Below are 24072 nucleotides of genomic sequence, written 5' to 3'. Positions count from 1 at the left end.
TCGATTATGATCATGTTAAGTTTTCGTTTATTGTTCGTTTTTGCTCGTTTATGTGACTTATATAAAAAAATGCACCAATTTTAGTCGAGAATTTTGGTGAAATTATTCATCCATGTCACTTGAAGTGGTCACTTCAACTCGGATTTGATGTTCATTAATGATAGATAAAATATGTTCAGGTGGAGACATATCAGTGAATAGAGCATCAACCTGTGAAATATTGCCTAATTTTACCATGGCGTTACGACCAAACTTTGAATGATCAACAGCTAGGAACACGCTACGGCTATTTTCAATGATTGCTTGTTTCACACGAACTTCATGATAATCAAAGTCCAGTAATGAGCCGTCATTATCAATGCCGCTAATACCTAAAATGCCGAAATCTAGACGAAATTGCTGGATAAAGTCGAGAGTGGCTTCGCCAATAATTCCGCCATCATGATCGCGGACTTCGCCACCTGCGAGGATGACTTTAACCTCTGGGTTAGGAAGTAGGATAGTGGCGACGTTTAGGTTATTGGTCACAACGCGTAATTGCTTGTGTTGTAGGCATAAGGCACGTGCAACGGCTTCAGGTGTCGTACCGATATCAATAAATAAAGAAGCGCCATCAGGGATATGTTTAACAAGATTTGCAGCAATCAAATCTTTTTCACTGAAGTGCAGCGATTTACGGGTGTTATAAGAGGTATTCTCAGAGCTTAGCGGTGTTGTCGCGCCGCCATGATAGCGACGTATTTTATTAGCGTCGGCTAATTCATTAAGATCGCGTCGTATGGTCTGAGGGCTGACGTTAAAACGCTCCACTAACTCTTCTGTGCTGACGTAACCTTGTTTCATCACCAACTCTACAATTTCTTGGTGTCTTGGTATTTGTTTCACAACATTTTCCTTGTATGACTTGGCGTTGCCAAATGTTCGTTTATCCTGATCTATTGTGCGTCAATTCTCTTTGTCATTGAAGTGATTCAATTCTCTTATCTGTCCTCAAATGAAAAAAGAGCGTTACAAAGAACGCTCTTTTTATCGTTTACGCGCATTTTTAACGATTAATCTTCGCTATCATGCATCTCAGCCCAAGCTTGTGCGCATTTGACTGCGCGTTTCCAACCTTTATAGCGGCGGTCGCGTTTATCATCACATGCGTGAGGGTAGAATGTGCGATTGAGTACGGCTTTATCTTTTAACTCATCAAGGCTTCCCCAAAAACCGACAGCTAATCCAGCAAGATAAGCTGCACCTAATGCCGTCACTTCAGTAACCTCTGGGCGGTGTACCTCTGTATTAAGTACATCCGATTGGAATTGCATTAGGAAGTTATTGGCAACAGCACCGCCATCAACTCGCAGTGCGGCAAGCTGAATTCCTGAATCTGCTTTCATGGCATCAATTACATCACGGGTTTGATAAGCGATGCTTTCAAGGGTTGCGCGAATAATATGATTTGAGTTTACGCCACGAGTAAGCCCAACGATGGTACCTCGCGCATAAGCATCCCAATAAGGCGCACCTAATCCGGTAAACGCAGGTACAACGTAAACGCCATTGGATGTATCGACTTTTGTGGCAAAGTATTCAGAGTCTTTTGCATCCGCCAATAGCTTCATTTCATCACGTAACCATTGAATGGATGCGCCACCCATAAAGACCGCACCTTCTAGTGCGTAAGATGGCTCTCCTGAAGGGCCACAAGCTAGCGTTGTTAAAAGCCCGTGGTTTGACGAAACTTTTTCTTGTCCGGTATTCATTAATAAGAAGCAACCAGTGCCATAAGTATTCTTCGCTTGTCCTGGCTCTACACACATTTGCCCATATAATGCGGCTTGCTGATCGCCCGCAATACCTGCAATAGGAATACGTGTACCGCCTTTACCACCAATGTTTGTTTGGCCGTAAATTTCCGATGAACGTTTCACTTCAGGCATCATAGAGACTGGAATACCAAGTTCATCGAGTAGCTTCTGATCCCATTCTAGTGTGTTGATATTAAATAGCATGGTACGAGAGGCGTTAGTGTAATCTGTTACGTGAACACGACCTTGTGTCATCTTCCATACTAGCCATGTATCGACCGTACCAAATAACAGCTTACCGGCTTCGGCATCTTCACGTGCACCGTCGACGTTATCTAAAATCCATTTTACTTTAGTGCCTGAGAAGTAAGGATCAAGCACAAGACCTGTATTGTCACGAACATAGTCTTCTAAACCACGACTTTTGAGCTCTTCACAGATGTCTGCAGTACGACGGCATTGCCAAACTATGGCGTTATATACTGGTTTACCCGTTTCTTTATTCCATACAATGGTGGTTTCACGTTGGTTCGTGATACCAATTGCTGCGATTTGATCGCTGCGAATACCGGATTTACCCAGCACTTCAACCAGTGTCGAACTTTGCGTCGCGTAAATTTCTAAAGGATCATGTTCAACCCAACCAGCTTGGGGATAAATTTGGGTGAATTCTCGCTGTGACACACTAACGATATTGGCATCGTGATCAAGAATAACGGCACGTGAGCTTGTTGTACCTTGGTCTAACGCGACGATATATTTTTGTTCGTTCATGTTTGGTCCTTTATTTCAGAGCATTATTATTATAGTTAGTCGTTTTTGTCTTATACGCGCACTTCTACGTCTTTGTTTTCTTCACATTGATTGGGGATCGTACATCCTTGACCTTCTTGTGGCAGATGTTGGGCAATGACTTTTGGATATAACCAACCACCAAAACAAGCTCCTGCAATAGGTGCTAAAATTGGTACGATAAAGTAAGGAATGTCTAAGCCACCTGATAGTGCTTTATCCCAGCCAGCAAAGTAGGCAAATAATTTAGGACCAAAATCACGAGCAGGGTTCATGGCAAATCCGGTTAATGGACCTAAAGAGCTACCTATCACCGCGATTAAGATACCGATAAGTAATGGGTTCAATGCGCCACGAGAAGCACCGTTATGTTCGTCACCGAGCGCAAGAATGGCGAACATCAATACTGCAGTGATAACAAACTCAACCGCGAAAGCACCAAAGAGTGAAATGCTAGCGTGTGGGTAAGTTGAGAAAATGCCAGCAGTAGCAAGAGCTTCATTACTGCTTCGAATGAAGTGATGAGTGGTTTCGTATTGGGTAAATAAGTTGCTGTAAAGCGCATAGACAAGGGCTGCTGAGCAGAATGCACCTAAAAGTTGGCTGATAATGTAAGGGGCAACTTTCTTTTTATCAAATCCATGAAAAGCAGCAAGGGCGATAGTTACTGCGGGGTTGATGTGTGCACCTGAAACACCTGCTGTGCAATAGATTGCAATTGTGACGCCTAAGCCCCAGATAATACTGACTTCCCATTGACCAAAGTCAGCCCCCGTTAATACTAAAGCGGCAACACAGCCTACGCCGAAGAAGATTAATAGTCCGGTTCCTATAAACTCAGCAATGCATTCGCCGAGGAGTGAGGGATGTTTCGTTGTTTTCATCTTTATTATCCTTGTTATACCGAATGTTTCGTTATTGGTTGAGCACGGTGAGCATTTTCCACAATATTCACATTTCGAAAACAAAAAGACACTAAAAATGAGCGTTCGAGCATTTTGTTGTTGTTTTATGTATCTGAATTGTTAACTTGCTCATGGTTTTGAACATATTGATAGTTGCTCTACGAATCTTAAAAGGTATATGTGATGGATAGAGATGATTTAGAAGTAGGAGGGGCAAATAAAAAGGACTCTTCAAGAGTCCTGTATACCCAAGTAACTTCAAGATGCAGTGTTCAGCGAGACGACCTTAGTTCTCAGGCGCGGCAACGATTCGAAGATATAGTGGTTCTACATTGAGAATCGTTAACAAAGTCTGAGAGCTAAGGACGCTCGCCCTTTGGGAGCGTGTCACTGAGCCGACTTCTTGCGTCAGACAACTTGGAAAGAGCTCGCTATTCCGCTTCGTTGTCTTCCTTGAATTCAACTCAGTGACTTCGCTCTGAATCAGGCATATTGAAGTCACTTGGGTATATAACGTATTTTTAATAAATAATCGTCTCGTTTAGCCGTTAACATACACGATCACTTTTCCGCTATGTTTTTTTTCTTTAATGCAATTTAGTGCTTCAGGCAGTTTTTCAAAGGGGAGGATTTTTCCCACCATGCTTTTAAGCTCATTATCTGCAACAAGTTCACTGAGTTTGTTACCAATATTAGCAAGATGCGCAATATGCTCTGGTGCACCATGGGCATAGGTGCCATGTAACGCAACTTCATGAATACTCAATGCTTTGGTCGTAGCAAGTAGTGGCACTTGGTCAAATTGATCAGCCACCATCACGATATGTCCGTTATAACGGATCAAGGCACTCATCATGCTGCCGGAGCGGGCTGAAACACAATCAATCACACTGTGTAGCATTTGATCTTCGGTTAGGTTAATGATTTCCAATGCCACGTTTTGATCGGGAGCGATAACAGCATCCAGTCCATAACTCAGTAAACGTTGATGGTGCTGACGCTCTGCGATTGCGTAGACGGTCGCACCTGCTTTTTTGGCTAATTGTGCGGCAAAACCACCCACGCCACCACCGGCACCGGTAATAGCTATGCGTTGACCTTTTTGTACTTGGAGTTTGTCATGTACTGCTATCCATGCACTATAACCTGCACACGGTAAGGCGGCAGCATCGGTAAATGAGAGGGTGAGCGGAATACGGCTGGCTGCTGAAGCTTTTACACATGCGTATTCGGCAAAGCCTCCTGCTGTTCTTGGATCGGCAAAAAAGATCACTCTATCACCGGTTGAAAACTGTTTTACATCTTTCCCCATGCTTTCAACGGTACCTGCCACATCTAACCCAATGACTTGAGGGTAGTTCCATGTTGCGTAACCCCATTCCGTTAATTTGTAATCCATAGGGTTAACACCGACAGCGGCAACCTTAATGCAGATTTCATCAGATGCGGGGGTTGGTTTATCGGTTTCTTCGAGAGATAGTGCACTCATTCCATTTGGCTGCTTTAACATCCACGCTTTCATAGGCAACTTCCTCTACTATGCTGCTAATCTAAATAACAATATAACGTATTACACAAGTTTTCATGATGAAGTTGTTGGAATAGTGTTAAAACAGGATGAAATTTCGCTTAATGAGAGGACTCTCACATAGAAAAAGCAAATAAAGCCTTTTATACGATTATTTAAATGAGGACATTTATAAAAGGCTTTTTTAGAAAGGAAAGGGGTTAGTTGATACGTTCTGCGAGGTAGGAGTCGTAGTCCGGTACTTCAATCGCGACTTCTTGATCAAGTAGTGGAGATGTGATCATAAAGTTAGCACTCGCACGGTTCGTGGCTACAGGAACATTCCAAACCGCGGAAATACGTAGTAGTGCTTTTACATCAGGATCGTGTGGAACGGCATTGAGTGGATCCCAGAAGAAAATCATCATATCGATTTTGCCTTCAGAGATCAGTGCGCCTAATTGTTGGTCACCACCCATTGGACCGCTGATCAAACAGGTGATTGGTAAGCCCGTTTCTTTCGATAGAAGATGACCTGTTGTGCCTGTGGCGTAAAGCTCATGAGATGCGAGCTTATCTTTATGCTCAGTTACCCAGCGGAGAAGATCTTTTTTACAGTTATCGTGAGCAACAAGAGCGATATGTTTTGAGCGTGCCATTGTACGGGTTGTTCTATCCATCATATTTCCTTGCGATAAGGTTCTATATTCAACGTGTTGCCACGTATGAATAGCAGAACCTTGGTTACGAGTAAAATACAATAGATTAAATCTTTGTGGTGACACAGGTATTATTGGAGACAGGTATTTCCCTACGTGATCAAACGATCACGTAGGGGAGAGCTTTAATGTTTTACTTTATGAGCTTTCACATAAAATGATGGGCGAAACTCAGCTGGAGATAGCGATTCGGCAATTACTTTTGGTGGTAAGTAGTTTGGTGTTAAATCAACAATGGATGGCGCAACATCAAGTACCACTGGCTTATGTTCAAGATAGCGCACAGCTTGGTCGACCGATAGCATTGCTTGCTCTGCCATTTTATCTGTAGGCGCGAACAAAATACGGTTACGACGCAGACCACGGTAAACACCATGGCTTAAGTAAGTCGAAACAATTTTCACATCATGAATATTGTGTGTACGCAGCTCACTAATGGCAACTTCTGCGGCAACTGCACCACCGACGATGTAGTTAAAATCTACGTTAGTAGCAAATAGATGTTGGATTAGATTTCTTTGCAGCTCTTTACTGTTATCGCCCCAAAGTGTGGTAACAATTTCCACATCACTGTTTTTAATTGCATCTCTAAAACCTCGAGAAACTGGTTTTGTACCACCACGAAGTTGAGGGCCTGGCAGCCATGCTACTTTTACAACACCTGAGCCTTTAGGGTGATGTTTCGCTAAATACTCACCAGCGGCTTTACCCATGTCATACCAATTGACACCCACTTTGGCTTTTACGTGTTCGCGAATATCAGGATCAGAGAAATCGATATTATTAGTCATTAGAAATACCGGAATATCACCAATGAGTTGGGATAATTTACCGTTGTATGCTTGGCTATCTACAGTACCTAAAATAATCGCATCAGCCCCCCATTTACGGCAACTTTGTAGCTGTAATGTCTGTTTATCCAAATTGGGGTAGCCGCCAGCTTCCATGACTTTTAAGGTGATACCCAATTTTTTTGCTTGCTTAACCATTCCATAATTGATCGATAACCAATACGAATCTTTTAAATGTGGGTAAACTGCACAAATCTTCCACGGCTTAGTGACAGATGTTAAAAAATCATATTGAATTTTCGTGGCTTTTTTATCCGCTTGAAAAGGTGGCTGATATGAAATTACTTCTCTAGCAAAAGCGGATTGGATAGATAATAAAAATATAACAAGACAAAAAATGCGCATTCTTACCAACATTATTTTTAGGTTTAAAGCGGTATCGCTGGCAAAATAGTACCGCTTTATTTCCTGAGGTGAAATAGAAAGCATGACTGAGCAACGACAGATATACGATATTATATATGGGTTGCAACCATTTTGATGTAGAGACTATTTATGACGTTTACCCGAAAAGGTATCGGAGCAAAATTGCTATTAGCCTTTTCCGCCATGGCTGGCCTGATGATCATTGCTGTAATGATTGGGGTAGCTGGCTTTTCATTAGTGGCTAAAACAGAAAGAACCGTAATTAATTCAGCCGTTCCCTCTTTGGCAGAGGCTCGTCAACTTTCTGATTTAAGCTCTCGTATTATTTTTAATGCGCAAGTGCTAGCGAAATCAAAAGCGGAATCTGAACGTATGCGTCAAGGGCGAGCATTGACGATTCATATTGAAGCGTTGAATCGTAGCTTACATTCGTTAGAGCAGTATTCCTTTGATCAACCGTTAATGGCAAAACTTGAAGATGATGTGAAGCGTATCGTCGATAATTTAGCCTTACTTGGTTTGTTAGTAGGGCGACAAATTGATCTGCAAAGTCAGTTAGATAAGCTGACAGCAGATATGACCAAGGCGACGCATCAAATTGATAATCTTTCCCAATCGCAAGTATCCAATGCTAACACCATTGCGGTTGCCAACGTTTCGCGTATTTATGATCTTGTAGCAGATGGCAATAAGCCTGCTGTTTATAAAGCGCTTGATAGTCTGGTTGAAGTAGATATGGATTTGTCTGAGCGCTTGTTTGAATTGCGCTTTTTATCGCTGCAAGTGATCAATATGCTCGATGACTCTAATCGTGTGGCAGACATTAAATCGCTGGTGGCGCTCAAGAAGCGTTATAACGATGCGGTTCGTATTATGAGTCAGCGAGTGAAATCAGTCGAAGATCCAAGTCGTTCAGAGCAATTAACAGCATTAACCACCAAGTTGAATCGTGGGCAGTTATTATTTGGCGTGATTGAACAATTGATTTATGCCAAACAAGATGTAGAGCGACTCGATCAGCAAAACTTGGTGTTATTCCAGCAATTAAATAATACCGTTGATGACATTATTGATGCAGCGAATGTTAATACTCAACAAGCGGTTAAACGCGTTGATCATACCTTAACCCTTGCCCGCAATACGCTGATTGTGATCTCGGCGATTGGTTTAATGGCATTAGTGCTGATCATGTGGCGTTTTGTTTACGCTCGTGTGATTTGCCGAATTAATGAATACAGCCGTGCACTATCAGCATTAACTCGTGGTGATTTGGGTGTTCGTATTAATGTACGTGGTGATGATGAATTGGCGCAAATGGGACGAGCGATTTTGGTTGCTCGCGATACTGCTAATGAAAGATATCGGTTAGCACAAGCCGAATCGAAAGCCCGTCAAGAGTTACAACAACATAAAGCGAGTTTAGAAAGGTTAGTCGCTAAACGTACGGGTGAGCTTGAGAAGATCAACAGTCGTCTAAATGAAGAGGTGTATAACCACTATAAAGCCCGTGATGAAGCCGAGAAAGCTAACCGAGCAAAATCGGCATTCTTGGCAACCATGAGCCATGAAATTCGTACTCCAATGAATGGTGTATTGGGTACTGCATCCTTACTTGCTGATACACAATTGACGTCACAGCAGAAACGTTACCTTGATGTGATCAACCGCAGTGGTGAAACCTTACTTGATATTTTGAACGATATTCTTGATTACTCAAAAATTGAAGCAGGGCATCTTGATATTCGTCCTAGCGACTTCTCGGTTTCACGTATGGTGACGGATGTTGCTAATATGCTGGAAGGGCGGGCACTAGCCAAACGTATTGGTTTGGAATATCACATTGCACCTGAAGTAGAAGGCATGTGGTATGGTGATGAGAGCCGTATTCGTCAAGTGCTGGTAAACCTTGTTGGTAATGCGATTAAATTTACAGACAACGGTAAGGTGTCTATCACCGTAGAGCCTCATCCCGATATGCCTGATGAACTACTGTTCTCGGTGCGTGATACTGGTATCGGCATTGATGAAGAGGAGCAAAATCTACTCTTTAGTGCCTTTAAACAAGCTGAAGCAGGGCGTAAGTCCATCGAAGGAACAGGTTTGGGGCTTGCGATCAGTAAGCACATTGTGGCTGCAATGGATGGTGAAATTGGCCTAGATTCTGTTGTAGGTGAAGGTAGTTGCTTCTGGTTTGCATTACCGTTAGAGCATGGTGAAGGCTCATTAGAATCAGATGACCAACGTGTTCATATGCCATCAGCTCACATTCTTCTTGTGGAAGATAACCCAGTAAATAGTATGGTGGCAGAAGGTTTCTTAACACGTTTAGGGCATACTGTTGTTACCGCTGCTGATGGTGCTGAAGCGGAAGAGATATATAAAAATCAACGCTTTGATATCGCACTGTTAGATATTAATTTGCCTGATACCGATGGCGTACAATTGTTATCACGCTTACGTCGCTTAGAAGATAATAACCATGAATCATGGGAAGAGCCGACACCTATGGTGGCATTCTCAGCTCATGTGTTCCGTGAAGAAGTGGAAATTTACTTAAATGCGGGCTTTGCAGGTTTCTTACCTAAGCCATTAGTCGAAAAACAGCTGATTGATACGATGAACAGCATCTTAAAAGGTGAGAAACGCGTGATCATAGAAAAAGGTATTGGAGGCGAAGTGATAGAGCCTGAGCAAACTGAAAGCTCAATTCCTTTACTACAAGAGTCAGTGTTAGGCAGTGACTTAAAAGTATTGGGTGAGGCGCAAGTTAAACAGTTAATTCATTTATTTGGCGAGTCATCTAGCCAAACATTGACTAAGCTGCAGCAAGCGATTGAAGATAATAATCTGCAAGATGTAGCAAAAGATGCACACACCTTAAAAGGCGCTGCGGGTACGATGGGCTTAATGCAGTTACATCAGATCTGTTTAGAATTTGAAAAAGGTGCCAAAGAAGGCTCGATTGATGGGCTTGATCCGAGTTTATTACAAACTATCTTTGAACAATCCGTCGCGATATTGGAAACAACGTTTATAAACAGTTAAACGTTAGGTTACATATAAAATAAAAGGGACGTCTAGCGTCCCTTTTTACTATCTGCAATAGGTGTTTCTAAGCTAACACTGGCTTGAAACAACCTCGACTTTAGCTGGTACTGTTGTACCACATGCTTCTGTATATTTTACATAGCAGGTTGTTTCGTTATAACCCATTTTAATCGAATAGCATTGCGGATTACTCTTATCTTCATTAAAGATAGTAATATTGTGCCCTTCAAGCTCAATGAGCTCTGCAATTCCCAACCCTTTGCCTTTCTCTGCCACACTTTCCGGATACTTATACCAAGTATCAACAGGGCCTAAATTAGTTGTGATGGTTCTGTTAGTATCGAGGCCTTTATCTGGTACAGCTTGAATGATCGCTTTGGTATTCACTATCGTGTTGATTGTTTTGATACTACCTGCAATACCTTTGAGTACGGCTACTCTAGCATCACTGGAAATATTGAGAAATTTGGGTGCAGCAGTTACAGCGATGATACCAAGAATAACAATAACAATGACTAATTCAATTAAGGTAAAGCCAATCTGTTTTCGGTGTTTCATGCACTATCCTTATCCTTTGTGATAAATACCTATTGCGATGGGATAGAGAAGTGTACAAGAAGAGAAATAAGATATACCAGAAAAGAATTAATGGTGAGCTGTTATTGTGATGGTTGCATAGTTTTCAGATAAAAAATAACCCCGAGAGCGTAGCCCTCGGGGTTAAAAAGATTACTTAGAGTAATTAAAAATTACTTCTTAGCGTTCTTTTCTTTCTGCTCAGCGATTACTTTTTCAGCAACGTTTGCAGGACATGGTGCGTAGTGTGCGAACTCCATAGAGAACTGACCACGACCAGAAGTCATAGTACGTAGAGTACCGATGTAACCAAACATTTCTGAAAGTGGTACATCACCCTTGATACGTACGCCAGTAACACCAGCTTGTTGGTCTTTGATCATACCACGACGACGGTTAAGGTCACCGATTACGTCACCAACGTGATCTTCAGGAGTGAACACGTCAACGTGCATGATTGGCTCTAGAAGCTGTGGACCAGCTTTAGGCATAGATTGACGGAATGCACCTTTCGCTGCGATTTCGAACGCGATTGCTGATGAGTCAACTGCGTGGAAACCACCGTCGAATAGCTCAACTTCAACGTCTAGCGTTGGGAAGCCAGCTAGAACACCGTTGTCCATCATGACTTCGAAGCCTTTTTCTACTGCAGGCCAGAATTCTTTAGGCACGTTACCACCAACAACTGTTGATGTGAACTTGAAGCCAGAACCTTGCTCGCCAGGCTTGATGCGGTAGTCGATCTTACCGAACTGACCAGAACCACCAGACTGCTTCTTGTGCGTGTAGCTATCTTCAACAGGTTGAGTGATAGTTTCACGGTAAGCAACCTGAGGTTGACCAACGATTAGGTCTACGCCGTAAGTACGCTTAAGGATATCAACCTTAATGTCTAGGTGAAGTTCACCCATACCTTTAAGGATTGTTTCACCAGTTTCTTCGTCAGTCTCAACTTGGAATGATGGATCTTCTGCAACCATCTTACCGATAGCGATACCCATCTTCTCAGAACCGCCTTTGTCCTTAGGAGTTACAGCGATAGAGATTACTGGAGTTGGGAAGATCATTGGTTCAAGAGTACACTCGTGCTTAACATCACATAGAGTGTGACCAGTTTGAACGTTCTTCATACCAACGATAGCGATGATGTCACCAGCTTGAGCTGAAGTTAGTTCGTTACGATCGTTCGCTTGCATCTCAACCATACGGCCGATACGCTCAGTCTTACCAGTAGCTGAGTTAAGGATAGTGTCACCCTTGTTTAGCTTACCAGAGTAGATACGTACGAAAGTTAGGGCGCCGAAACGGTCGTCCATGATCTTGAACGCTAGTGCGCGGAATGGTTCGTCAGCAGATACAGTTGCTACTTCGCCAGTCTCTTCACCAGTTTCTGGATCAGTTAGAGGTTGTGGGTCAACTTCGTCTGGAGCTGGTAGGTAATCTACAACAGCGTCAAGAACAAGTTGGATACCTTTGTTCTTGTATGCAGAACCACAGAAAGTTGGGAAGAATGCTAGGTCACGAGTACCTTTACGGATACAACGCTTAAGATCTTCGATAGAAGGCTCGTTACCTTCCATGTAAGCTTCCATTAGGTCGTCGTCTTGCTCAACAGCAGTTTCAACTAGCTCTTCACGGTAAGCTTCAACGTCATCAACCATATCCGCAGGGATTTCTTGGATTGAGTAGTTTTCTGGAAGACCAGTGTCATCCCATACGAAAGCTTGACGAGTTAGAACGTCTACAACACCTACGAAGTCTTCTTCGCGGCCGATTGGTAGAGTCATAACTAGAGGTGTAGCACCTAGTACGTTCTTAACTTGGTCAACAACGCGGTAGAAATCAGCACCCATACGGTCTAGTTTGTTAACGAAGATCAGACGAGATACTTCTGATTCGTTAGCGTAACGCCAGTTAGTCTCAGACTGAGGCTCAACACCACCAGAACCACAGAATACACCGATACCGCCGTCAAGTACTTTAAGAGAACGGTAAACTTCAACTGTGAAGTCAACGTGTCCTGGAGTATCGATAACGTTTAGACGGTGATCGTTCCAGAAACAGCTAACTGCTGCAGACTGGATTGTAATACCACGCTCAGCTTCCTGCTCCATGAAGTCAGTAGTAGTTGAACCGTCGTGAGTATCACCGATCTTGTGGATTTTACCAGTAAGCTTAAGGATACGCTCGGTAGTAGTAGTTTTACCCGCATCAACGTGCGCGAAAATACCAATGTTTCTGTATTTAGATAAATCTGTCATTGTTTTTCTCTATAAACAATTACTGTCACATGTGAGGTGGCGGATTATAGCACTACTTATGTCAATCAGAACATAGCTATGCGTAATTAAATCGTTATTCGCTTGCTTTTTATTCTAGCAATCCGCTTTCTTGCCCAATAACCAAGCAAATAAGACTACAAAAAAAAAGATTAGCCTAGGTTTTTGGGAAATGTAAGTTGAAAAAGTTATATTTTTGTCATGTTTTTTAGGATGAGAATCGACAATAATTAACACAGATTGTAAAGATTACTGAACATTTTGCTGTTTACTATCAATGATTTTGAGTATTACTTTACAAAATGCTGTTCTATTTCGTCATTTTTTTCCTTCATGTTGCAATGTGGGTTAGAATTGGTACCAAATTCCTTTTTAATCTCGTATTGAGTTATCAACATGTCTGAAGAAATTGAAGTTGAAGCGATTGCTATTGAAGTTTCAGCTCAACCTATCGAACTTTATAAAGTGCTAAAAATTGCCAACCTTGTAAGCGGTGGTGGTGAAGCAAAATATGCCATTTCTGAAGGCTATGTTGCAGTGAATGGTGAAGTTGAATTGCGTAAGCGTTGTAAAATGTACGACGGCGACGTGATTGAGTTTAACGGTGAATTTTACGTTGTGCTTTGTGACCAACCAGTACAAGAGCAGGTTGAGCAAGTAAAACCTAAACCAGTTTCTAAGCCTGCGCCGAAAAAAGCGGATAAGAAAAAAGCGCCGAGTAATAAGCCAAAAGCTGCAGGTAATCGTTCTGTGACGAAGAAAGCGGCAAATAAAGCCACTGAAGCGAAAGCGGATACGGCAACAGGTCGTAAACCAATTAGCTTTTAATCGTAATAGCTAAAAGATATATAAAAGAAAGGCGCACAGAGTGGCGTCTTTTTATTGTCTATAACCCAAGTAACTTCAAGATGCAGTGTTGAGCTAAGGACGCTCGCCCTTTGGGAGCGTGTCACTGAACCGACTTCTTGCGTCAGACAACTTGGAAAGAGCTCGCTATTCCGCTTCGTTGTCTTCCTTGAATTCAACTCAGTGACCTCGCTCTGAATCAGGCATATTGAAGTCACTTGGGTATATTAAGTGAGAATGGATGATGAATAAGCAACTAATTAAACTAGGACTTGCTCTAGGTATGATGGGCGTTGTTGGTAGTGCAACAGCAGCAACGGTAACATCGATAACTTCAGCTGAATGTCAGGCGATGTCGAGTGTAGGCGTAATGAGTACTTCAGCACCTGTTCAATGTCAGCGCTTAAAAAAGGTGACGTTTAAATACCGTGATTTTTCTGGGCGTAGTCACAGTAATGGTCAGATCATTGTGATGGATGCGGTTGCTCCTTATGTAGGTAAGATTTTTGATGAGTTATATCAAGTCGGTTTTCCTATTCATAAAGCGGTACCGATTGAAAAGTATCGTGGCGATGATACGAAATCAATGACGGACAATAATACTTCTGCTTTTAATTACCGTCCGGTAGAAGGAACGAGCAGTTTATCTTTGCATGCTTATGGTGCTGCGATTGATTTAAATCCGGTTCAGAATCCTTTTGTGACTTTTCCTCGTCCAGGGCAAGCGAAATATAGTCCGGTAGAGGGAACAAAATATGCGAACCGTGAAATCTATCGTTATGGTAAGCCTGATAGAAAAGGGATGGCTGAAACAGTTGTAGATATCTTTGCTCGCAATGGCTTCTTATACTGGGGCGGTTTTTGGAATTCGCCAATTGATTATCAGCATTTCCAGCTATCAAAAGAAATGGCAGTGATGATGTCGACGATGAGTGCGCAGCAAGCGACATTATTCTTCAAGCATTATGTAGAGTGGTATAACAGTTGTAGTCGTATGTACCCTAAAGCTTACAGCGAATACAAATTTAATGATTACACCAATTATCTTAAACATAAGTTGGGCGTATCTTCGCTAAATAAAGCCTATCAAGCCAATCCAAGTAAGGTGATGGCAGAAATCGAGCAAGTCCCTTTGCGCTCAGAGATTTGTGTTAAACGCTAACATTGATAGTACAGCCTTTTACTGTCGTTTGAGGCTGTATTTCTCCACGATGATCATAGCCATGAAAGCGCAGCGTGGTGGATTCGGTTTTTTGAGTCGTTGTGTTATTGGGGGGCGTTGATGGTATGTTTGCCTGTGCGTAGCGTGCTCTTTTACTGTGATTATTCACTAAATAGACAGGGGCGATGTTAAACATAAATAGCTTTGCCTCTTTGTAAATAATGAAAGAGCGCAAATGCTAATGGGTGGTTAGATGTTGTTCAATATGGCTTTTGTAAGCTTCTAGTAAGTTATTGGTTAGAGAATTGTCATCAACCTATTTTGTGATGATTTTAAAGATAAATATTCTAAATTTTAAAGAAAAACGGTAGCACAATGGCTACCGTTTTTTAATGTGAAGCGTAAGGTGTGTGTGCAGGGACGCCTTCAGCAATTGGATTATTCTTATCTGCACTCCATTGATACCAGCCCCCATCGAAGACACTAATATCTTTCCAGCCCATGACATAGGCATAGAAAAAGGCTTCAGATGCTCGCCAGCCTGTACCACAAAAGAAAGCAACTTTTTGAGTTGGCTTAATGTCCCACTTCGCCCATTGCTTTGCGATTAGTGCGCCGCTTTTCATGGTGTCATCAGGGTTATTGAAATCTTGCATATGGTAAGAATCTGAACCAGCATGACCCCATTTCGCCCCTTTAATTCGACCTTTAGGTTTGATGTAGTCATAACCGCTGGTGTTACCGATATATTCTTGCCAAGTACGGATACTGACTAATGAATGGGTATCACGAGGTTGCTGTAATAACGCTTTAGCTTGTTGTAAATCCGTCAAGTATTGTGGATTGGCTGGAATGATTTTGCCAAAACTGACGTCATCGTGGTTTTCATTAATAAAAGCTTGAGTAGGGTAGTCTGCATTTACCCATGCATTCCAACCACCATTGAGTAAGCGTACATCTTGTACACCTGCATACATGAGGAAGTTAGCGAAACGGGCTGCTGACATATTGTTACGAGCATAAACAATCACAGTCGTGTCGTAACGGATCCCTAGATCATTGATCACTTTTTTAAGATCTGCATTGCTGACTTTGTTCCACCAAGGTTTGCTTTCGATGTCATTGGTATTGACATATAGCGAGCCAGGAATATGGGAAAGCAAATAGGTTGATGGTGGTCCCCATTCTACTTCGACGATTTTGTAACCATGTTGCGGCGCGTAAAGGGGCTGCTTGTGATTGATAAGCTGTTCCACCCATTGCGCGGAAACAAGGTGCTCGAAGTTTGCTAGCTTTTGCAATTTACCTTGGTAATCAGTGACAGGCTCTGTAATGCTTGATACAGAGGTAAAGCCTTGCTGTTTTAATGCCTTCTTCATGGCTGATACGCCATCTGCACCGCAGTACAAAACAGTTGGTTTTGTTGGTGATAATCCTCGATTTTTAATAAAGGTAGTTAGTTGCTCTGGGGTGAGTAACGTTAACCATTTGCTATCGATATTAATCGCATTGGGAATATGACCGCCGCGTGTTGCATTACCTTGAGGCCAGCCATTGAAGTAATTACTGTCTCGGCAGTCAATTACTTGAATGTCTGGATCGACTTGTTGTTGGGCTAATTGTTTGAATGTCGTGATCGGCATCGACACTGTGTTTGCTTGAGCAAAACATGAGCTGCTGATAGCTAAAAGACATGTCACAAAAAGTTGATTTAAAGCGCGCATAAAAAACCTGTTAGATCTGCTGTATGAGCAAACGAGGCAACATTCTAGCGAATTTTATTTGTTATACAATTGATGGCGCGTAAGTAAAGCGTAAACACTGCGAATATATTGCTAAGTTAATACCAAGTTTAGGAAAGGAACTTATTACTAAGTACTGTGTCGAAATTGATTATTAAGCTGTTTTCAAAAACAGTGAAAGTAGAAAGTAGAGGAAGCAGTATGAAACGTTTGGTGCCCTTTTTAGCTGGAGCTGTTGCTATATTTAGCCCAGCGCTAATGGCTGCCAGCTTAGATGCATCAGATTGTCATTCAGTCTCATCCGAGCTTGATAAGCTTATTTGTCATGATGCTGAATTGGTTGTTCTCAATAAGCAGTTATCTGAGGTTTATCAACAAGCAGTGACTCAATCGATGGTGAATGAAGCTGCTGTGATGAAAGAGACACAGAAAAATTGGCTAGAAGCTCGTCAATTGTGTTTGAAGCACTCAGCACCACAACGTTGTTTAATTGATAGTTATCGTTCTCGTATCCAAAATATTAAAGAGATCAATGCAACCATCCTACCTCCTTTAGCAACCTACAGTTTTCAAGATTTAAAACAAGCACGCTTTAAAGGCATTGAAGACATCGGTACTTCTATTAAACTCCAACATGGTTTATGGGCTGGTGAGCCGTACCAGCCTGGTGGCTCTGTGATGCCACAAGTGATTTTATTGGATGATATTAAAGCGGTGGGGCCATTAACGGTTAGCAATAAAGATATGGCCGTTGTGTTACTTAATTATTCACCTGGCGGTACGGGACAGTTTCTTTACCTTGCTGTCGTGGATAAGCAAAGTGGTCATTTAAACAATATAGCGACGACGTTTGTTGGTGATCGTTTCCGTGTTAAAGATCTGAAGATTGTTAATAAGAAGATTATTTTAGATGTGATTCAACCAGGTAAGGGGGATCCTGCTTGTTGCCCTGGTGATGTTGTACAACATGTTTGGTATTTAAACGGGCAGAATAAGTTAGTAGAAGAGCCAATATTACATAAAGTAGTTCGTTTAACACCGAATATATTAGCTAATACTCAATGGCAATTAGAAAGCTGGCGTTACGGTGATCCTGTTAGTGACAATACCAATATTAGCCTTCGCTATGTGAATGGTCATTTCATGGGGAACGTTGCTTGTAATCGGTATACGGTAACGGTTAAGTCAGAAACCCAACCGGGCTTTATCGATGTACTAGAAAATCATGTATCAGTGACAGAGAAACAATGCAGTAGCCCGTTAGCCGCAGAGCAGCAACAACGCTATTTGGAGCAGTTGGGCGGTGTGAGTCAATTTACCTATTTTGCAGGCAAACTTGCTTTGTCTTACCGTGTTAATGGTCAATTTGGTGTGATGATTTATTCTCGTGTTCCTCTGAAAAAAGCGGAAACAACAGCAAAATAAGTGCGAGTCACGTAATAAAAATCTCAGCCATGATGAGATGTGCTGAGATTTTTTATGTCTATTACTTTTGCTGTAACCACTGAAAAATAGCATGTTGCGTGGAGAGAAAAGCAAATCGCTCTAGCTCAATATCCTGTTTTTTAACCCATAATACTTCGGCAACATCATCTTGTGCTATCAACGTTGGTTTACTTGGTAAAGAGCAAACAAAAAAGGTATCACAAGTTTTGTATTCGACCTCTTTATAGCGATAGGTATTGCTGAAAGAACCTTGGTAAGTAAGTGTATCAATGGTAATACCAAGCTCTTCCTGAATTTCTCTTATCGCGGCTTGCTCTAATGATTCATCTGGATCAACAAAACCGCCGGGTAAGTCCCAACCACCTAAGCCAGGCTCTCTGCCTCGAATTGCAATGAGTAACTCATCTTCAACCGTAATGGCAATCATCACTGCAGCTGCAGGATTGTGAAAATAAGTAAATTGGCAATGTGTACATACAAATTGTTTTGCACTGCATTGAGAGAGTGTTTTTTGCCCGCATTGAGGACAAAAGCGAGGCTGACTATGACTCACGTTGTTCCCTTAACCAATCTAAAACAAATTGTGCAATAGCTTTTGGATCATTTATATCAAGCAGAGGCAACGGGCAGGATAGCGTGTTGTCATCTGTTGCGAATGCCATGATGTAAGGATCGTTTGGGTATAGCAAAGGTTTATTGTAAGACGGGCGATGAATTTCAATTTTAGGGAAAGGTTGTTCGCGAAAGCCTTCGATTAATACTAAATCCAATTTGCTGTGATCGAGCTGTGCTAAACAGTCATTAAGCTCAGGATCTTTTCGCTCTTCTTCTGGATACTCGAAATACAACATATGACGTGACTTGGTGGCCAGTAATGTTTGCCCGCAACCTGCGTGACGCAGACGGTAACTGTCTTTGCCGGGAACATCAGGCTCAATATCATGGTGACTATGCTTAATTAAACCAAGACGAATGCCGTTTTGTGTTAATAAAGGGATGACTTTTTCCAGTAGGGTTGTTTTACCTGAACCACTAAAGCCGGCAAAGCCAATCAAAGGAGTTGGGGACGTAATCATAGCGCATCAATGTTAGAAGAAATAATGCAGGTAATTATACCGTTAATGAAAAGGGAAAGGCAGAAAGAGAGGACTTTTCGAACGATTAAATCAGAGATAAGCCTTTTATTGTCTCTTATTATTTTTGGTTGGAGTGTCTTAAATATAATCTTTTGCTAGGAAATTTTGTTGCGTTTAACCTCACGGTCTAAAGTTAAAAAGTGATGAGTTCGTCACTAGCAATTTATTTTATCGTTGTTGTCATTGCATGGAGGTGAATGATTAACAACCAAATAATATAAACAGGGAGTGTGTAATGTGGGCAATTGTCGATTTTGAAGCATCAGGTTTATCAGAGCATTCTTATCCTATTGAAGTAGGGTATTCACTGCCTGATGGTACAAGCAATAGTATATTCATTAATCCATTATCGGCTTCAGATAACTGGACGCATTGGGATCAAACTGCGCAATCAGATATCCATAAGATCTCTCGCCAAACGCTAGAGCAACACGGTATGCAAGTGATGGATGTTTGCCAGCATTTAAACAAGGTATTAGGTCCGTATGAATTGGTACTTTGTGATAGTGAATGGGATTTATTTTGGTTAGGGCGTCTTTATCATGCCGCACATATGCGTCCTTCTTTTGTTTTAACAGAAGTGAGCCATTGGCTTAAAAATCAAAATGGTTTAGAACGCGGGCATTTTAAGTTGGCATTGGATAATTTGTGCGAGATGAAACATCAGGCGGGTTATGATGCCACGCAAATACGTTTAGTGATTGATACTCTTGTTAAACCATCCTAATTCATTCTTTATATTTAGAAAAATTAAGTTTCGAGGTTTGCATTTGCTAACTGGAACGGGATGATTACAATGCCACTTTAATTATTGATGATGAGAAATCGAGTGGCTGAGAGTAGATCGTCTTTTCTAGATACGGATAAATCTATACGTGTTGCTATGTTCAATGTTTCGATGTCAGAGCCTGAATCAGGGCGTATCCTACATCAAACGGCAAAAACTGATAACAAAAGGTTTCAGCGGTTAGCTGCGATCATTCAACACGTTAATGCTGATGTATTACTTTTGTGCGAATTTGATCATTTCGGACAAGGTGGTGATGACGGCAGTCTTGATAACTTTTGTCAGCATTATTTAGCACAGTCTCAATATCAACAAGCCGCAATTCACTATCCTTATCGTTATTGTCCTCCGTCCAACACTGGCTTATTGAGCCCTGTCGATCTTAATGGTGATGGTGTGCGTACATTACCTGAAGATGGTTTGGGCTTTGGTGAGTTTCATGGTCATTTTAGCTTTGTGATCTTATCTAAATATCCATTAAATGAAGATAAAATTCGCACTTGGCAGACGTTACTGTGGAAAACGATGCCGAATGCATTGTTACCTACCGATTATTATTCAAAAGCGGCACAAGAAGTCCTTCGCTTATCATCAAAAAACCATGTTGTAGTGCCTGTTTTAGTTGATGGTAAAGAAATTAATTTACTGTGTTGTCACCCAACACCACCAGTATTTGATGGCAATGAGCGTCGTAACGCCAAACGTAATCATGATGAAATCCAACTGTTAATCGATATCATAGAGAATGCGTCGTATCTTATTGATGATAAAAAGCAAGCTGGTGGTTTACAGCCTGAGGATGCTTTCGTTGTGATGGGGGATCTTAATGCTGATATGGATGATGGTGACGGTATTAAGTCTGCTATTCAGCATTTGCTTAAACACGATAAGATCAATCGTTCAGTTAGTCGTGGAGTAAATACACCGAAAAGTGAAGGTGGGCAGCATTACTATCCTTGGCAAAAGCGCAAAGGTCGTAAAAATGAATGGACACATCTGGCAGGTCTTCGTTTAGATTATGTTTTACCTTCGACGCACTTAACCGTAATGAATAGCGGTGTTTTTTGGCCTGATAAACACGATCCTTTACGTCATTTAATTCTCGATTGTAAAGGGAAAGAAAAGCCAACGGCAGGTTCAGATCACCGAATGGTGTGGGTTGATATCACTGTTTCTCAGTAGATTGTGTCTGTGATCATGCTAACAATTATGGGTCATATGAATAGTATATGATGAAAAATTAATAGCTTGCGATAGATAAGATGATAATCTGCGCGCTCGTTTTTGCTTTGACTGTTGAGTGATTATGCGTTTGCTATCTTTTCGTTCTTGGATTTTAATTCTTTTATTCTGCTGGTCGTATGCTGCGAATAGTTTACAGCTTACGATTTCCTATCAGCAAAGTGCTGAGCAAATTCGCCAAACTTTTGAGCCTCAGTTATATACGTTGCCAGCGTTTACTGCGGGACATTATGGCTTAAGAATGTATCGCCAATCCTTAGATCCTAAATACAGTGCTGCTATTTGGCAGGATATGGCACGTGTTGCCAGCAACCTTAATAAGTTTTCAGCTGAACTCACCACACCAGAGCAGATCACACAATATGGTTTAAAGCGATTACAAAGCTATAAAGATTCCCCTAAAGAACGTAGTCAACGTCGATTAGCTGCAACCAAAGCGATGCCTGAATATATGTATTTAGGGGTAGGGTTGCTCGGCTCAATGGCGCGTGCGAATGAATATGGTTTAAAACACCGTGATGACACTAAGTTAAGAGAAGTGATCCGTCGCTATGATTTCAAAAAGTACGCGACTGATCCTGAAATGATCCGTGCATGGGGCGCACAATTAGCCAATCAGGTTTATTGGTTACGTCAACTGGGTGAACAAGATGTGGTGAATGAGTTCGTTATTGCCTTTCGTGAAACTTACCCTGACAGCCAAGATAGTAAGTTATCGGAGCAGCAATACGGCAATAAAATTTATATATTAACCCATATAATTTTTGCTGCATCGCAGTATTACCAGTTACCTATTCAAGAAAAAGACTTTCAATGGATTTTTGATTACTACCGCAAAAATATCGATCACATTATCAAAAACACCAAAGAAGACGTCATTGCTGAAGTTGGCGTGTCATTCTTATTAGCCGGTCTTGAGAATGATCCTATTGTTGATAAAACACGCTATGCTATCCAACATGCAATTAATGATAACCATGGGATGATCCCATCTGTGACAGGGGATTTTGATTTAGAATCTGGTGAGCATCGTAATGTACTTGCCATCATGTTGCTTGATTGGAAAGGGGCGCATATTGGCCCTACGGTGAATCGTCAGCCAGATATGTTTAAACATGTTCCTTACGGCTTGATTGCCAAATAAGCTGTTAACGGTAGAAAATACAAAAGGTGAAGTACGAGATATCGACTTCACCTTTTTTATTGTTCGTGAATGCTTAGTTTGTTTCTTTAGGTTTACGTGCCCAGATTTCAATCTTCGCTTTTTTTGTTACACCTGCTGCATTTAATGCAAGGCTACCTAGGCTTTTATAACTTAGCGTGATCTTATTAATTGTTTGTTCTTTAGTGTTTAAGAGCAATGGGCGAGTTGAACTGTCAGTTGTTAGTACACCCAGTGTTTGTAAACTTTGGGTCTTGCCATCAGCATAACTCACATTAATATCTTTAATATTCACTGTGCCTTGGATACAAGTGAGCTTAAGTGCATCGTATTTCTGCTTCGAGAAATAGTTATTAATATCGACGACATCTTCTTCACTTTTAAAGTTAGCTGTTTTAGTAGCAATTTTTACCCAGCCATCTTTTTCTACTTTAGGTGTACTGTTACATCCATTTAGCGTCAGTATGACTAAGGTACCTAGTAAAAATGTGCGTAAAAATGCGACCATAAGTTATTCACCTACATAAATGATTGATTGTTAAGTGAACATTATGAGCTAAATTTTATAAATAGAATACTGAAAAGTTCTGAATAAGCAAACAACAGTAGTTACTGCTGTTTGCTTTGATGATCAGAAATATTTACTGCGGATTTTTGCGTACTTTTCTTTGAGAGAGTCAGTTGTAAATGTTTTAACAACCATGGTTGGCGACCAATAATGCGGTGCCCAACCCGCTTTTTGTTTTAATTGTTGCACAAATTGTTCAGGTGTAACGCCTTTTTTCCAGCGACTCGGTAAGATGATCGCTTGTGTTTGACGGTCAGTTAGAACAACACCAACAGGTTTTTGTTTTAAGTACTCAACTAATGCTTGATGTGAGGTAATGTCGACCGTCTCTAATGGTGATAACACTTCGACTTCAATTGTTAAATCATCCAGTTGCTCTTCTGAAAGGGGCATGAAACGACGATCTTCATAGGCACTTGCAATGGCTTTATTGTGTACTTCAATAACCAGCGGACGGGACGGGATTGTTGTTCCCATTGAACCTTGTAATTCGTTGTTTACTTCTAAAGTAATAAAGCATGCACCGGGTTGCTGCATTTTTCGTGTGTAATGCTCAAGCCGTGGGGCATCAATTGATTGATCTGAAAAATGGTCTTGAATTGCATTACGTGCAATATCAAGTAACTGTGTTAATTCACCTTTATCATAGGTTAGTGGTGAAGCAGATATTATAGCCACAACGTTCTCCTTTACTCTGTGTTACAGAGCAGCAAATTTCCGTGTAATAAAAGCAATTTATTGTTGTTTATCTTGGTTTTTATGCTTTTTAGAAACTATTAGCGTTTTTACATGTATACCCAAATAACCTCAAGGTACGAGGTTTAGCGAGAATGGCTTTGTATGCCGACGAGCAAATGTATGACACCTTTGATTATGTTTTAGCAACTGAGAAGATGTTAGCTATTACACGGTTCAGTGTGCATTGAACTCGAAGTCGTGACCACGTTTGAATCGCCTATCTTGAAGTCACTTGGGTATAGATATGAAGGAACGAATAACAATAGTACGAGAATCAATATCAGCTATTTTCTACTAATTTTCAATATGCGAAAGGTTAAAATTTGTTAAGTTAGTAATAAATATTTTTACGGATATTTACTCGTTTTAGTCCATTTAAAACAGTTGGTTAAGTGATCTTTGTC

General features: G+C 41.3%; 20 protein-coding genes. 7 read left to right on the top strand and 13 right to left on the bottom strand.

The window, feature by feature from the left end; all coding sequences use genetic code 11:
• Positions 1-102: 102 nt before the first annotated feature.
• The 6 genes from E5A76_RS19735 to torT all read right to left on the bottom strand — a co-directional run bounded on the left by E5A76_RS19735 (position 103) and on the right by torT (position 6915).
• Positions 103-885, bottom strand: a complete 783-nt coding sequence (locus E5A76_RS19735) for a DeoR/GlpR family transcriptional regulator (protein WP_161119966.1) — start codon at positions 883-885, stop codon at positions 103-105.
• 167 nt (positions 886-1052) lie between these two features.
• A complete protein-coding gene (gene glpK, locus E5A76_RS19730) occupies positions 1053-2570 on the bottom strand; it encodes a glycerol kinase GlpK (protein WP_161119965.1) in 1518 nt (505 codons plus the stop codon).
• Positions 2571-2620: 50 nt separating this feature from the next.
• Positions 2621-3472: an MIP/aquaporin family protein gene (locus E5A76_RS19725; RefSeq protein WP_161119964.1), complete on the bottom strand. Its 852-nt coding sequence runs from the start codon at positions 3470-3472 to the stop codon at positions 2621-2623.
• A gap of 562 nt (positions 3473-4034) precedes the next feature.
• On the bottom strand, positions 4035-5015 hold the full coding sequence (locus tag E5A76_RS19720) for an alcohol dehydrogenase catalytic domain-containing protein (protein WP_107165308.1): 981 nt from the start codon (positions 5013-5015) through the stop codon (positions 4035-4037).
• A gap of 206 nt (positions 5016-5221) precedes the next feature.
• A complete protein-coding gene (locus tag E5A76_RS19715) occupies positions 5222-5680 on the bottom strand; it encodes a methylglyoxal synthase (RefSeq protein ID WP_008987436.1) in 459 nt (152 codons plus the stop codon).
• Positions 5681-5844: 164 nt separating this feature from the next.
• Positions 5845-6915, bottom strand: coding sequence for a TMAO reductase system periplasmic protein TorT (gene torT / locus E5A76_RS19710; RefSeq protein WP_161119963.1), 1071 nt, complete (start codon positions 6913-6915; stop codon positions 5845-5847).
• A 150-nt stretch (positions 6916-7065) separates the two neighbouring features.
• Between torT and torS the strand changes: the two genes are divergently transcribed.
• Complete coding sequence (gene torS, locus E5A76_RS19705) at positions 7066-9981, top strand: TMAO reductase system sensor histidine kinase/response regulator TorS (RefSeq protein ID WP_161119962.1); 2916 nt, start codon at positions 7066-7068, stop codon at positions 9979-9981.
• A gap of 72 nt (positions 9982-10053) precedes the next feature.
• Here the strand turns inward: torS and E5A76_RS20795 are convergent, their stop codons facing one another.
• Entirely contained in the window at positions 10054-10542 is a 489-nt protein-coding gene (locus E5A76_RS20795; protein WP_161119961.1) for a prepilin-type N-terminal cleavage/methylation domain-containing protein, read from the bottom strand.
• Between the two features lie 191 nt (positions 10543-10733).
• Positions 10734-12821, bottom strand: coding sequence for an elongation factor G (gene fusA / locus E5A76_RS19695; RefSeq protein WP_053986841.1), 2088 nt, complete (start codon positions 12819-12821; stop codon positions 10734-10736).
• A 414-nt stretch (positions 12822-13235) separates the two neighbouring features.
• Between fusA and E5A76_RS19690 the strand changes: the two genes are divergently transcribed.
• On the top strand, positions 13236-13667 hold the full coding sequence (locus tag E5A76_RS19690; protein WP_161119960.1) for an RNA-binding S4 domain-containing protein: 432 nt from the start codon (positions 13236-13238) through the stop codon (positions 13665-13667).
• A 259-nt stretch (positions 13668-13926) separates the two neighbouring features.
• Positions 13927-14847, top strand: coding sequence for a M15 family metallopeptidase (locus E5A76_RS19685; RefSeq protein ID WP_081001623.1), 921 nt, complete (start codon positions 13927-13929; stop codon positions 14845-14847).
• 389 nt (positions 14848-15236) lie between these two features.
• On the opposite strand, the gene E5A76_RS19680 is transcribed toward E5A76_RS19685, so the two are convergent.
• Positions 15237-16571, bottom strand: coding sequence for a rhodanese-like domain-containing protein (locus E5A76_RS19680; protein WP_161119959.1), 1335 nt, complete (start codon positions 16569-16571; stop codon positions 15237-15239).
• A 219-nt stretch (positions 16572-16790) separates the two neighbouring features.
• Between E5A76_RS19680 and E5A76_RS19675 the strand changes: the two genes are divergently transcribed.
• On the top strand, positions 16791-18014 hold the full coding sequence (locus E5A76_RS19675; protein WP_161119958.1) for an META domain-containing protein: 1224 nt from the start codon (positions 16791-16793) through the stop codon (positions 18012-18014).
• A gap of 61 nt (positions 18015-18075) precedes the next feature.
• Here the strand turns inward: E5A76_RS19675 and E5A76_RS19670 are convergent, their stop codons facing one another.
• Both E5A76_RS19670 and mobB read right to left on the bottom strand, forming a co-directional pair.
• Positions 18076-18588, bottom strand: a complete 513-nt coding sequence (locus E5A76_RS19670) for an NUDIX hydrolase (RefSeq protein WP_316247352.1) — start codon at positions 18586-18588, stop codon at positions 18076-18078.
• A complete protein-coding gene (gene mobB, locus E5A76_RS19665) occupies positions 18578-19111 on the bottom strand; it encodes a molybdopterin-guanine dinucleotide biosynthesis protein B (protein WP_161119957.1) in 534 nt (177 codons plus the stop codon). Before mobB ends, E5A76_RS19670 begins: the two co-directional genes overlap by 11 nt.
• Positions 19112-19406: 295 nt before the next feature.
• Between mobB and E5A76_RS19660 the strand changes: the two genes are divergently transcribed.
• The 3 genes from E5A76_RS19660 to E5A76_RS19650 all read left to right on the top strand — a co-directional run bounded on the left by E5A76_RS19660 (position 19407) and on the right by E5A76_RS19650 (position 22344).
• Entirely contained in the window at positions 19407-19898 is a 492-nt protein-coding gene (locus E5A76_RS19660; protein ID WP_053986835.1) for a hypothetical protein, read from the top strand.
• 171 nt (positions 19899-20069) lie between these two features.
• Positions 20070-21140 (top strand): endonuclease/exonuclease/phosphatase family protein, encoded by a 1071-nt coding sequence (locus E5A76_RS19655; protein WP_392397391.1) that lies wholly within the window; start codon positions 20070-20072, stop codon positions 21138-21140.
• Between the two features lie 124 nt (positions 21141-21264).
• Entirely contained in the window at positions 21265-22344 is a 1080-nt protein-coding gene (locus E5A76_RS19650; protein ID WP_053986833.1) for a DUF3541 domain-containing protein, read from the top strand.
• A 73-nt stretch (positions 22345-22417) separates the two neighbouring features.
• On the opposite strand, the gene E5A76_RS19645 is transcribed toward E5A76_RS19650, so the two are convergent.
• Both E5A76_RS19645 and amrA read right to left on the bottom strand, forming a co-directional pair.
• Positions 22418-22870: a hypothetical protein gene (locus E5A76_RS19645; RefSeq protein ID WP_161119955.1), complete on the bottom strand. Its 453-nt coding sequence runs from the start codon at positions 22868-22870 to the stop codon at positions 22418-22420.
• Positions 22871-22993: 123 nt separating this feature from the next.
• Positions 22994-23608 (bottom strand): AmmeMemoRadiSam system protein A, encoded by a 615-nt coding sequence (amrA, locus tag E5A76_RS19640; protein ID WP_053986831.1) that lies wholly within the window; start codon positions 23606-23608, stop codon positions 22994-22996.
• Between the last annotated feature and the right edge of the window lie 464 nt (positions 23609-24072).

It is taken from the genome of Photobacterium lucens, from assembly GCF_009873615.1.
GTDB lineage: Bacteria > Pseudomonadota > Gammaproteobacteria > Enterobacterales > Vibrionaceae > Photobacterium > Photobacterium lucens.
This window is presented reverse-complemented; position numbering and strand designations above follow the sequence as displayed.